Below are 12,129 nucleotides of genomic sequence, written 5' to 3'. Positions count from 1 at the left end.
GTCCCGATGTGTCCGGGACCCGGGCTCCTGCGTTGCGTGCGCCGCTCAGGCGGGCTTCTCCTCCAGGCGCGGGAACAGCACCGCGCCCTTGGTCACCGTCGAGCCGACGGGCAGCCGGCCCCACTGGCCCGCGTCCTGGACCCGCTGGTCCGCCAGGGCGCCCAAGGACGCCTCGGCGCCCAGGGACTCCCAAAGCTTCTGCGAGGTGTCCGGCATCACGGCGTTCAGCAGGACCGCCACACCGCGCAGGGACTCGGCAGCCGTGTACAGGATGGTCGCCAGCCGGGCCTGGCCCTCCGGCGACGTGTCCTTGGCGACCTTCCAGGGCTCCTGCTCGGTGATGTAGCCGTTGACCTGCTTCACGAAGTCGAAGATCGCCAGGATGCCGCCCTGGAAGTCCAGCTCCTCGCCGACCTTGGCGTCGGCCGTGGCGACGGCCTCGGCCAGGCCCTCCTGGACCGCTCGCTCCGCGTCACCGGCCGCCGTGGCCTCCGGGAGCGCGCCGCCGAAGTACTTGCCGACCATGGCCGCGACGCGCGAGGCGAGGTTGCCGTAGTCGTTGGCGAGCTCGGAGGTGTAGCGGGCGCTGAAGTCCTCCCAGGAGAACGAGCCGTCGCTGCCGTACGCGATGGCCCGCAGGAAGTACCAGCGGTACGCGTCCACGCCGAAGTGCGAGGTCAGGTCCTGCGGCTTGATGCCGGTCAGGTTCGACTTGGACATCTTCTCGCCGCCGACCATCAGCCAGCCGTTGGCGACGACCTTGCCGGGCAGCGGAAGACCCTGCGCCATCAGCATGGCCGGCCAGATGACCGAGTGGAAGCGGAGGATGTCCTTGCCGATCAGGTGAACGTCCGCCGGGAAGGTGGAGTCGAACTTCTCCTGGTTGGCGCCGTAGCCGACCGCCGTCGCGTAGTTCAGCAGCGCGTCGATCCACACGTAGATGACGTGCTTCGGGTCCCAGGGGACCGGGACGCCCCAGTCGAAGGTGGAGCGGGAGATCGACAGGTCCTGCAGGCCCTGCTTGACGAAGTTCATGATCTCGTTGCGGGCGGACTCGGGCTGGATGAAGCCCGGGTTGGCCGCGTAGAACTCCATGAGCTTCGGGCCGTACTCGCTCAGCTTGAAGAAGTAGTTCTCCTCCTTGAGGAGCTCCACCGGCTTCTTGTGGATCGGGCACAGCTTCGTGCCGTCCTCGGCCTCGATCAGGTCGCCGGGGAGCTTGTACTCCTCGCAGCCCACGCAGTACGGGCCTTCGTACCCGCCCTTGTAGATCTGATCCTTGTCGAACAGGTCCTGCACGAACTCCTGCACACGGTCCGTGTGCCGCTTCTCCGTCGTACGGATGAAGTCGTCGTTCGCGATGTTCAGATGCTCCCAGAGGGGCTTCCAGGCCTCCTCGACGAGCTTGTCGCACCAGGCCTGGGGCGTGACGTTGTTCGCCTCGGCCGTGCGCATGATCTTCTGACCGTGCTCGTCCGTGCCGGTGAGGTACCACACCTTCTCGCCGCGCTGACGGTGCCAGCGGGTGAGCACGTCGCCGGCGACGGTCGTATAGGCGTGCCCCAGGTGAGGAGCGTCGTTGACGTAGTAGATGGGGGTCGATACGTAGAAACTCTTCACGCCGTCGCCCCCTTGCTTCTCGGATCCAGTGGCCGCCATGGTCGAAATCCTAACGGTCCGTGGGAGATCCACTCACATCGATATCGGCGGGCCCGGCCGCGGAGAGCTTTGCGAAACATCCTTTCCCGTACCAAAGACGCATCCTGGGAGGAGTGGGCACGCGTGCACGAGGCAGGGGACAACACGATGCGGGTACTGGTCGCCGAGGACGAGGAGATTCTGGCGGAGCTGGTGGCGACCGGGCTGCGGCGGGCCGGATTCGCCGTCGACACCGTGTACAGCGGCGACGCGGCGCTCGCCTATCTCGGACTGCACGACTACGACGTCGTCGTCCTGGACCGTGATCTTCCCCGGGTGCACGGCGACGACGTGGCCCGCAGGCTCGTGTCCGCCGGCTCGCGCACCAGGATCCTGATGCTCACCGCCTCCGGGACCATGGAGGACCGGGTGGAAGGGCTCGACCTGGGCGCCGACGACTATGTGAGCAAGCCCTTCGAATTCCCCGAGCTGGTGTCCCGGGTGCGCGCCCTGCGGCGGCGCAGCGCCCGGCCCGTTCCGCCGCAGCTGGAGAGACACGGCATCCGGCTCGACAGCGTGCGCCGGGCCGCCACCCGGGAGGGGCGGGACCTGGATCTGTCACCGAAGGAGTTCACCGTGCTGCAGCTGCTGCTGGAGGCCGACGGCGGCACGGTCAGCGCGGAGGAACTGCTGGAGCGGGCCTGGGACGCCAACGCCGACCCCTTCACGGGCGCCGTCCGTGTCTGCATGAGCAAGCTGCGTGCCAAGCTGGGGGAGCCGGCGCTGATCCGCACCGTGCAGGGCGTCGGGTACGCCCTGTGAGCCGGCTGCTGAGGCTGGTGCGGGCGACCGGGGCCCCGCAGGTCCGGCACTCGACGATCCGGATGCGGATCGCCCTCGTGTACGGCGGGGTCTTCCTGGTCCTCGGTACGGCACTGCTCGCCACGGTCAATCTGGCGTCGCGGGCCGGCACGGACTCGCAGGCACGCGCCATCGCCACCTCGGCCGCCGTCGCCCAGCCCGGGTTCGCGGTCAACGGCCCCCTCCACGCACGGGGCCGCCTCGGACCGCCCACGGTCTACGACCTCACCGACGACGTCAGTGACGCCGCGAGCAGGGAGCTCCTGTACTGGTCGGCCGCCGCGCTGCTCGTCATGACGGGGTGCGCCGTCGGGGTGGGCTGGTGGACCGCGGGCCGGGTGCTGCGGCCTGTCCACGCGATGACCGCGAAGGCGCGACGGCTCTCCGAGCACACCCTGCACGAGCGGATCGCGTCCAGTGGCCCGGACGACGAGCTGAAGGAGCTGGGGGAGACGCTCGACGCGCTGCTGGCGCGGCTGGAGAAGGCATTCGACAGCCAGCGGCGGTTCATCGCCAACGCCTCGCACGAGCTGCGGACCCCGCTGGCCACCCAGCGGGCGGCGATCCAGGTGGGTCTCGACGATCCGTCGCCGGAGGACCTCGTACGAACCCGGCAGACGCTGTTGGACAACAACCGGCGCAGTGAGCGGCTCATCGAGGGCCTGCTGGTGCTGGCGCGCAGCGAACGGGGGCTGGCGAACAGCGAGCGCGCGGCGGTCGACCTGGCGCAGGTGGTGGCGGAGGAGACCGCCCGGCCCCTGACGGCGACGGAGCGTCCGCCGGCGTCCCGCCCGGAGGTCACGGTCACCGCCGGGACCTGCGTCGTACGGGGAAACCGGCAGCTGCTCGCGCAGCTGGTGGCGAACCTGCTGTCCAACGCGGTGCGGTACAACGTGCCCGGCGGCAGGGTGCGGGTGTCATTGTCGGCGGACGGTGCCCTGGTGGTCCTCAACACCGGCCCGGTGGTGGCCGAAGGGGACATCGCCGGGTTCTTCCAGCCGTTCCGGCGCGGGGAGGGACGGGACCGGATGGGGCAGGGCTCGGGGCTCGGGCTGTCGATCGTGCGTTCTATCGCGGTGGCCCACGGCGGTACGGCCACGGCGGTACCCGGCCCGGAGGGCGGGCTCGCCGTGACCGTACGGCTGCCGGTGGATCAGTCCTCCGTGACGACTCCGCGGGCGGCGGCCCAGGCGGGCAGCCCGGCGAGCACCTCCCGGTAGAACGTCGCGTCGGGCACCTCGCGCGGGGCGGGGCCCGCGTGGAAGAACCCGGCGTTCTCGACGTCCAGCCTGCGCAGGAAGTCGAAGCCCTTGGCGTCCTCGTCGCCGAACGCGACGAACTGGAAGAACAGCGGCAGCCGTGCCGCGTCCGCCAGGGCCTGCTTGGCCGCCACCTTGGCGTCCGGGGCGCCGTCCGTCTGGAAGATCACGAGTGCCGGGCCGGTGGCCGCGGACTTCTCGTAGTGCGTGACGATCTCCTCGACGGCCCGGTGGTAGTTCGTACGGCCCAGGCGGCCGAGGCCCGCGTGCAGCTCGTCGATCCGGCCTTCGTGGGCGGTGAGGTCGACAGCGCCGGTGCCGTCGATGTCGGTCGAGAAGAAGACGACGGGCACGGTGGCGTTCGCGTCGAGGTGTGCGGCGAGCGCCAGGGTGCGGTCACCCAGGTGCTGGGCGCTGCCGTCCTTGTAGAACGGGCGCATGGACCCGGAGCGGTCGAGCACGAGATACACGGTGGCCCGCAGCCCGGTGAGCCCGTGAGCCTTGAGCCCGGCCTGCGCCGCCTTGTACGGGGCGACGAGCTCGGGTGCCGCGGCCTTGACCCGGGCGAGGGCGACGGCGGGCTTGCCGGCGGGGGCGGCGGACTTCGGCTCGGCGACCGGTTCGGCGGCGACGGGCTCGGGGGCGGCGACCGGTTCGGCGACGACCGGCTCTGCGGCGGCGACGGGCTCGGGTGCCACCTCGGGTGCGGCTTCGGCGACGGGCGTGGTCGCGGCGACCGGCTCGACGACCGGCTCGGCGGCCGCCTGGGCCTTCGGCGCCTCGGGCGCGGCTTCCGGTTCGACAACAGCCTCGGGCGCGGCTTCCGGCTCGGTGGCCGCCTCGGCCTTCGGCTCGACCGGCGCTTCGGCCTTCGGCCCGGCGGCGGGCGTCTCGGCTACCGGGTCCTCGACGGCGACCGGCTCGGGAGCCGCCTCCGCCTTGTCGGCAGGTGCCTCGGCAACAGGTGCCTCAGCGGCGGAAGGCTCCTCGACCGCAGGTGCCTCAACGGCGGAAGGCTCCTCGACCGCAGGTGGCGCCGCGACGGCCTCGGCCGGCTCGGACACGACCTCGGCCTCAGGAGCGGTCTCGACCGCGGATTCCGGCTCGCCTGTCACAACAGGTGCCACGACGGGAGCCGCCTCGGCCTCCGCCTCCGGCTCCGGGTCGATGTCGATCGTGATCGGCGCCGCGGCGGCCGGCTCCGTCTCGGAGGCGGCCTCAGCAGCCGCGTCCTTCCCGGCGTCCGAAGCGTCCGCGGACGGCTTCGCCTCCGGGTCCGACCCCTGGGCCGGAACCCTCGGCGCCGGCGTGGCGGTCGACGTGGTCGCCGAGGTCGCGGCCGCCTTGTCGAAGGCCGCCGCCACCAGGTCCGACGCCTGTCCGCTGTCGTGCTCGGCACCGGCGGACCGGTCCGAGGAGGAGGCCGGGGCCGGTACCGAGGCCTTCGCGGGCTCGGCCGCCGAAGTGGCGGTCTCCGACTCCGTCTCCGTGGGCTGGGTGCGCTCGGCCTGGGGCGGGACGGTGGCCGTGGTCGGCTCGTCCTGCTCCGTCCGGCCGAACACCTTGCGCAGCAAGCTCCGAATGCCCATGGGCGAGGCCTTTCGCATGAGTTGGGTGCGATAAATGTCCGTACTGCGGGAATTGATCCCTGGCCAGGGCGGATACGTAAGGTTAGCGGCCGGATCCGGCCGTTCGGCGGCGCGGCCCGCCCCTGTGTCAACCGAGCTCCAACCGAGTCTTCACCGAGTCCTGGGCGGAGGCCCGAACGGCCGGGAGAGCAGCGGTGTGTCCCGGACTTCACCCTCTGTTCACCGGCAGTCCCACGGATGGCGTGGATGCGCACCTACCGTCACGCGTGACACACAGACGGAGGGACGAAAACGTGCGCAATCTGCTGCCGCTCATCGGCTCGCACCCGGGCGGGCGCTCTGCGCTGACCTGCCGCTACCGCTGCGGTGACGCCTGTTTCCAGGAGATCCCGAACACCAGCGACAACGAGTACGCCGGCGACATCATCGCCGGTGCCCTGTCACGCCGTTCGATGATGCGCGCCGCCGCCGTGGTCACCGTGGCCACCGCCGCCGGGACCGCCGCTCTCGCCGGCCCGGCGGCCCCGGCTGCCGAGGCCGCGCCGCTCGCGGGCCGAACCGGCGGCAAACCGAAGCCCACAGCCCCGGGCGCCCGGGGCCTGCGCTTCGCGGCCGTGGCGCCCAACAAGGACGACAAGGTCACGATCCCCGACGGCTACGGCCAGAACGTGGTGATCCGCTGGGGCGAACCGATCCTGCGCGGCGCTCCCGCCTTCGACCCGGACAGGCAGTCCGCGAAGGCGCAGGCGGGCCAGTTCGGTTACAACAACGACTTCCTCTCCCTGCTCCCGCTCCGGGGTGAACGCGGCCGTCAGGTGCTGGTCGCCAACCACGAGTACACGGACGAGATCCTGATGTTCCGTGGATACGATCCGGCCAGTCCGACCCGTGAGCAGGTCGAGATCGCCTGGGCGGCACACGGACTCTCCGTGGTCGTCGTCCAGGAGGAGAACCGCACCGGCAAGCTCGCACCGGTCAACCGCCACCCGCTGAACCGCCGTCTCACCGCGACCAGCGAATTCCGGGTCACGGGCCCGGCCGCCGGCAGCCCGCTGCTCCGTACCTCCGCCGACCGCACCGGCCGCAAGGTGCTCGGCACCCTCAACAACTGCGCGGGCGGCACCACTCCGTGGGGCACCACGCTGCACGGCGAGGAGAATTTCAACCAGTACTTCGCCAACGGTTCCAGCGACACCGACAAGCGGTACGGCATCGGCACGGCCGCGACGGAGCGCAAGTGGGAGCGGTTCGACAAGCGTTTCGACCTGGCGCAGGAGCCCAACGAGGCGCACCGTTTCGGCTGGGTCGTCGAGCTCGACCCCTACGACCCCGACTCCACGCCCCGCAAGCGGACCGCGCTCGGCCGGTTCAAGCACGAGGCGGCGCAGCCACGGCTGACCGCCGACGGCCGTCCCGTGGTCTACATGGGCGACGACGAACGGTTCGACTACTTCTACAAGTTCGTCTCCAGCAAGCGGATGAAGAAGGGGAACTCGCGGGCGGCCCGGGAGCACAACCTCACGCTGCTGGACGAGGGGACGCTGTACGTCGCCAAGCTGACCGGCGACTCCCCGGCCGCGGAGTTCGACGGCACGGGCAAGCTCCCCTCCGACGGAGAGTTCGACGGGAGCGGCGTCTGGATCCCGCTCGCCACGGGCACCACCTCGCACGTCCCGGGCATGACGGCCGAGGAGGTGTACGTCTTCACCCGTCTGGCCGGTGACAAGGTCGGCGCGACGAAGATGGACCGCCCCGAGGACGTCGAGCCCTCGCCGCGCACCGGCCGGGTCTATGTCGCCCTGACCAACAACACCGACCGCGGCAAGGCGGGCAAGGCCGGCGCGGACGAGGCCAACCCGCGCAACGCCAACAAGCACGGCCAGATCCTGGAGCTCGCGGAGCACTGGGACGACCCCGCGGGCGACGGGTTCGCCTGGCGGCTCTTCCTCGTGGCGGGCGACCCGGAGGACCCGTCGACGTACTTCTCGGGCTTCCCGAAGGAGAAGGTCAGCCCCATCTCCTGCCCGGACAACGTGGCCTTCGACGACCACGGCAACCTGTGGATATCCACGGACGGCAACCAGCTGGGTTCGCACGACGGTCTGTTCGGCGTCGCGACGATGGGCGAACGACGGGGGGAGCTGAAGCAGTTCCTGACCGTTCCCACCGGTGCCGAGACCTGCGGACCGGTGATCCAGGACCGTCGCGTCCTCGTCGCCGTGCAGCACCCGGGAGAGGTCGACGGCGCCTCCGTCGAGAAGCCGGCGAGCGCCTGGCCGGACGGGCCGGGCAGGATCGTCCGCCCGTCGGTCGTCGCCGTCTGGCGCAAGGACGGCAGCGACATCGGAGTCTGAGCCGTCCGGAGGGCCGCGGCCGGAGGATCTCTACGTCGCGCACGGCCGCGGCGACGGCTTCGCCCCGCAGCTCTACTCCCTCGGCGAGCACGCCCCGACCAGCGCGTGCCCCGGGTGCAAGCGTGAGATGTACAGCTACAACATGTCCGAGGTCATCGGCGACTTCGGTTCCTGACCCCGTCCGGGCGCCTCACCGCATTAGAGTCGGGTGCATGGTTTCCGGTGAGGCGCCCCAGGCGGAGGGAAGTGTCCGGGTCGACGTCTGGATCTGGTCGGTCCGGCTGACGAAGACCCGGTCGCAGGCGGCTGCCGCCTGCCGGGCGGGGCACGTGCGGGTCAACGGCGAACGGGCCAAGCCCGCCCAGGCGCTGCACACGGGCGACGAGGTGCGGCTCCGGCACGCGGGCCGGGACCGGATCGTGGTCGTCTCGAAGGTCGTGAAGAAGCGTGTGGGGCCGCCGGTCGCGGCCGAGTGCTTCGTCGACAACAGCCCGCCCCCGCCACCGCGCGAGACGGCGATCCAGATCCCGGTCCGCGACCGGGGCACGGGCCGCCCGACCAAGCGGGACCGCCGCGAGATGGAACGCCTTCAGGGCAGGGGCCCGGACCCGGACTAGGGCCTCTCGTTCGGATCATGCGGGCTCGCCTGATCCGAACGAAACCCCCTAGCTCTGGTAGCCCTCCACCTCGCCGGCGGGGCGCACTCTCGCCTCCGAGGGGTCCTCGCCGTACTCACTGAGCGCGCGCCGCTGTCGCAGCAGGTCCCAGCACTGGTCCAGTTGGACCTCGACCTCGCGCAGCCGCGCCCGCTCCTCGGCGGAGAGGCCCAGTTCCGCGGTGGAGCGGGCGCGCAGGGCGCGTTCCTCGGTGATGAGCCCGTCGATGTCGTCGAAGATGTCCTGTTCGGCCATGAGCCTCTCCCGTTCCGGTGTCCTTCAGATGGCGAAGACGGTCTTGCCGCGTGCCCCGCCCGCGCGGTTCTGGGCGAGGGCCTGCGGCGCCTTCTCCAGTGGGAGCTCCATGTCGATGGGCACGTCCAGCTCCCCGCGCGCCACCGCCGAGGCCAGCTCGTCCAGCAGCACGGCGCTGGGGGCGAGCCGGAAGTCGGACCAGGCGACGCCGGGCGGCGCCGCCACGCTCCGCGTGGTGACCGCGACCCCGCCGTCGCGCAGCAGGGCGGCGTGGGCGGCGAACGATGCGGCGTCCGTGGAGACGAGGTCGACGAGCGCGTCGACGCCGTCCGGGTACAGGGCGCGCACCGCGGCTGCCAGCGCTTCGGGACCGGAGGTCGTATCGACGGTGGCGGTGGCGCCGAGCGCCCCCATCCGTCGCCCCTCCTCGCCCCGTACGGCGGCGACGACCCCTATGCCACGCGCCGCCGCGAGCTGGGTCAGGAAGCTGCCGACGCCGCCCGTGGCCCCGATGACGAGCAGGCTCAGTCCGCTGCGCACGGCCGTGCTCGACAGGATCTGCGCGGCGGTCGTCCCGGCCGACGGGAGCGCCGCGGCGGCCTGGAGCGGCATGTCACGCGGGACAAGGGCGATCGCGGAGTCCTGGGGGACGCACAGGTATTCGCCGTACGCGCCGCAGCGCCCGAGCGGCGGCGCCGTCACCCGGCCGAAGACCGGGTCGCCCACCCGGAAGGTGTTGTCGCCGCTGCCGATCATGTCCACCCGGCCCGCGAAGTCGGTGCCCAGGACGAGCGGGAACACGGGCGGGACGGCCTCGCCCGGAGCGCCGTCCGCGGTCTGCCAGTCGAGAGGGTTGAGCGCCGCGTACTCGACCTTCACCCGAACCTCGCCCGCCTCGGGATCGGGCTTCGGCAGCTCGACGAGACGGGGCTCCGCACGGAACGCGCTGACGGCGATGGCTCGCATACGGCAGACCTCTCACTCGCCCCCTGCTCTCACGCATCCCACTGTCGCCCGCCCCACGCACCCGCGCACGTCGGCCCGGGGCGCGGGATCAGCCGTCGTGGAGGGCCAGCGAGACGAGCAGGGCACGGTGGTCGGTGCCGCTCAGGTCCAGGAAGCGGGCGGACCGTACGGAGAAGTCGGCGCTGACCAGGACATGGTCGATCTGGGTGCGCAGGGGTGTACGGCGGTCGGCGGGCCAGGTGTGTGTACGGGACTTCCCGGCGATCCTCGCGCTGTCGTGGAGCGCGCCCGCGTCGAGCACCTCGCGGAAGGCGGCGTGGTCCTGGGAGGCGTTGAAGTCGCCCGCGAGCAGGACCGGCCCGTCCTTGGCCCCCGCCGCGAAGTCCCTGATCCGGCCGAGCTCCTCCCGCCATCCCGAGACCCCGCCGGGCACCGGCGGCAACGGGTGCGCGAGCTGCAGCCGTACGTCCTTCCCCGCGACGGTGGCCACCGAACCCGGCATCGCCATCACACCGTCGACGGCTTCGGCAGGCCTCAGCGGATACCGGCTGAGCAGGGCGGAGCCGAGCGAACCGTCGAGGCGGACGACATCGCGGTGCGGGTACTCGGCCTCCGGGATGCGTGCGGCGAGGGCGTCGGCGCAGAGCAGGTCGCATTCCTGCACGAAGACGAGGTCGGGCCGTTCGCGCCGGACCGCGCCGATCAGCGCATCGGTGGCGCCGCCGAACTCCACGTTCGAGGTCAGCACGCTCAGCTCGGCCAGGACGGGGCCGCGCGCACCCGTCGTCGCCGGACCGTAGGGCCTGGCGTACCAGCCGGTGGCCGCGAGCACCACGGCCGCCCAGACCATCCCCGTACGCCACCGGGCGATGCCCGCGAGGGCGAGGGCCGCGCCGCCGGGGACGAGCAGCCAGGGCAGGAAGGCGAGAGCCTGGGGCACCGGCGTCGGGCCGTCGGCGTCCGCGGCGCGGAAGCCGAGGACGAGGGTGGTACAGGACAGGGCGAGCACGGCGCACCCGCCGGCGGCGGCGCGTCCCCGCCCACGCGGGCGGACCCCGCCCCCCACGGCCGCCCTCGCGGCGCTGCTGCTCACACCGGAGCCCTACCCCCGCCGGGCAGCCATGACCCGTCCCACCACGCCGCCGACCGCCAGGACCGCCCCCACGAGGAGCACGATCCACACCGTCGTCCGCAGGGAGGCGGTCAGCGCGTCGTACACGGCGGCGGCTCCGCCCCGGTCCGTACCGGGCACCTGGTCCAGCACCCGGTCCCGGCCGACGGCGACGGCGATCCGCAGCAGGGCCGCGCCGAGCACCAGCCCGCCGCCTGCCACGGCCGCGGTCGTCAGACCCGCCCGCGGGCCGCCGCGTACGAACGCGAGACCGAGCACCAGGACGAGCAGCACCACCGTGCCGACGGCCGGCCAGACGCTGCAGTACCGCAGCCGGCGGAACGAGGACCGCAGCTCGTCGGCGCGGTCGGCGGAGAGCACGGTGATCGAGGTCTCCCGGACCGGGATCTGCTCGGCGAACGGCACTCCGCTGCTGACCAGTTCATTCTTGACCTCCTCGATCACCGGCGCCAGGTCGATGGTCACCGCCTCCCCGTCGTCGCCGTGCAGCGAGGCGGTCACGGCCCGGTGCGCCGTCCGGTTCGCGCTGTCCCAGGCCCGCTGGAAGGCCTCGGTCGTGGTGAACGACAGGGCGGATTCGTGCAGGAACCGCTCGACGGTCTCCTGGAGCGGCCCGACGTCGATGTCCTTCATCGCCTCGTCCGTGACCAGGTTGGCCACGGTGCCCTGGACGTCCGCGTCGGAGGCCAGCGGGGAGACGGCCGCGAGATACCGGTCGGTGTCGTCGAGCTCCAGATCGACCCATGCCGAGAGCGCGCTCAACGGGACCAGCACGGCGAGCAGGACGAGCAGTACCGCCGACAGAGCCGCTGAGAGATAGGTCCGCACAGGCACCAGCCAATCCCGGACGGCGGCGCGGCGCTCCGGGCCGTACGCCATTCGAGTTGCCGGGCGGCCCGGCCGGGTGTGCGCTGGGAGGAAACACATGGACGGGGGCGGACGGAAGGAGCTGTGCGCCATGACCACACACGCAACGATGCCGACGCGCCGTCGAACGCAGTCGCGCACCCCGGCGCGGCACGGGCACAGCCCGCTCGCCTGGGCGATGCCCCTCACGCTCGGCGTGATCCTCGGCTTCTGGGCCTTCTTCATCAAGCGGGACGGCGGAGCGACCACCAGCGGTCAGATCTGGCTCGGTGTCGTGTCAGGGGTGGCCTTCGCGGTGCTCTGCTACGCACTCGTGCAGGTCAGGTGGGCCCTGCCGCGCGAACTGCGTGCCGCGGCGTACGGCGTGCTCACCGGGGGCGCGATCGGCTTCCTCTACAGCTTGCACGGCAACAGTGTGCTGGCGTCGAGTCTGCTCGGACTGGTGCTCGCCGCAGGGATGTTCTGCACGATGTTCTACGCCTACTACACGCGCGAGGACTGACCCGGCCGTCCTTCCGGACGCAGGGTGTGGCCGCCGGACCCGGTCCGGCG

Annotated in this window: 11 protein-coding genes; 5 read left to right on the top strand and 6 right to left on the bottom strand. The window is 71.9% G+C overall.

Going from position 1 to position 12,129, the window contains the following annotated elements; translation table 11 throughout:
• Positions 1–45: 45 nt before the first annotated feature.
• On the bottom strand, positions 46–1,659 hold the full coding sequence (gene metG / locus ACFWFI_RS33545) for a methionine--tRNA ligase (protein WP_387397734.1): 1,614 nt from the start codon (positions 1,657–1,659) through the stop codon (positions 46–48).
• Positions 1,660–1,806: 147 nt separating this feature from the next.
• Here metG and ACFWFI_RS33540 point away from each other — a divergent pair, with 147 nt between their 5' ends.
• Both ACFWFI_RS33540 and ACFWFI_RS33535 read left to right on the top strand, forming a co-directional pair.
• Positions 1,807–2,460: a response regulator transcription factor gene (locus tag ACFWFI_RS33540; protein ID WP_387397741.1), complete on the top strand. Its 654-nt coding sequence runs from the start codon at positions 1,807–1,809 to the stop codon at positions 2,458–2,460.
• A gap of 62 nt (positions 2,461–2,522) precedes the next feature.
• Positions 2,523–3,719 carry a sensor histidine kinase gene (locus tag ACFWFI_RS33535; RefSeq protein ID WP_387397738.1) on the top strand — a complete coding sequence of 399 codons (1,197 nt, stop codon included), beginning with the start codon at positions 2,523–2,525 and terminating at the stop codon, positions 3,717–3,719.
• On the opposite strand, the gene ACFWFI_RS33530 is transcribed toward ACFWFI_RS33535, so the two are convergent.
• Positions 3,653–5,347, bottom strand: a complete 1,695-nt coding sequence (locus ACFWFI_RS33530) for a VWA domain-containing protein (protein WP_387397732.1) — start codon at positions 5,345–5,347, stop codon at positions 3,653–3,655. The two genes, ACFWFI_RS33535 and ACFWFI_RS33530, sit on opposite strands and share 67 nt — an antisense overlap.
• A gap of 293 nt (positions 5,348–5,640) precedes the next feature.
• Between ACFWFI_RS33530 and ACFWFI_RS33525 the strand changes: the two genes are divergently transcribed.
• Entirely contained in the window at positions 5,641–7,701 is a 2,061-nt protein-coding gene (locus ACFWFI_RS33525) for a PhoX family protein (protein WP_387397729.1), read from the top strand.
• Between the two features lie 212 nt (positions 7,702–7,913).
• Positions 7,914–8,318, top strand: coding sequence for an RNA-binding S4 domain-containing protein (locus ACFWFI_RS33520; protein WP_387397726.1), 405 nt, complete (start codon positions 7,914–7,916; stop codon positions 8,316–8,318).
• A gap of 48 nt (positions 8,319–8,366) precedes the next feature.
• Here ACFWFI_RS33520 and ACFWFI_RS33515 read toward each other — a convergent pair whose 3' ends face one another.
• The 4 genes from ACFWFI_RS33515 to ACFWFI_RS33500 all read right to left on the bottom strand — a co-directional run bounded on the left by ACFWFI_RS33515 (position 8,367) and on the right by ACFWFI_RS33500 (position 11,538).
• A complete protein-coding gene (locus ACFWFI_RS33515; RefSeq protein ID WP_387397723.1) occupies positions 8,367–8,612 on the bottom strand; it encodes a DUF2630 family protein in 246 nt (81 codons plus the stop codon).
• A 24-nt stretch (positions 8,613–8,636) separates the two neighbouring features.
• Positions 8,637–9,578, bottom strand: a complete 942-nt coding sequence (locus ACFWFI_RS33510) for an NADP-dependent oxidoreductase (RefSeq protein WP_387397721.1) — start codon at positions 9,576–9,578, stop codon at positions 8,637–8,639.
• Between the two features lie 88 nt (positions 9,579–9,666).
• A complete protein-coding gene (locus ACFWFI_RS33505) occupies positions 9,667–10,671 on the bottom strand; it encodes an endonuclease/exonuclease/phosphatase family protein (protein ID WP_387397718.1) in 1,005 nt (334 codons plus the stop codon).
• 9 nt (positions 10,672–10,680) lie between these two features.
• Complete coding sequence (locus ACFWFI_RS33500) at positions 10,681–11,538, bottom strand: hypothetical protein (protein WP_387397736.1); 858 nt, start codon at positions 11,536–11,538, stop codon at positions 10,681–10,683.
• A gap of 130 nt (positions 11,539–11,668) precedes the next feature.
• On the opposite strand from ACFWFI_RS33500, the gene ACFWFI_RS33495 reads away from it, so the two are divergent.
• Positions 11,669–12,079 carry a hypothetical protein gene (locus ACFWFI_RS33495; RefSeq protein ID WP_387397715.1) on the top strand — a complete coding sequence of 137 codons (411 nt, stop codon included), beginning with the start codon at positions 11,669–11,671 and terminating at the stop codon, positions 12,077–12,079.
• Positions 12,080–12,129 lie beyond the last annotated feature (50 nt).

This window comes from Streptomyces sp. NPDC060209 (genome assembly GCF_042728155.1).
Classification (GTDB): Bacteria; Actinomycetota; Actinomycetes; order Streptomycetales; family Streptomycetaceae; genus Streptomyces.
Note: the sequence above shows the minus strand (reverse complement) of the source record. Positions and strands in the feature narration are given on the sequence as shown.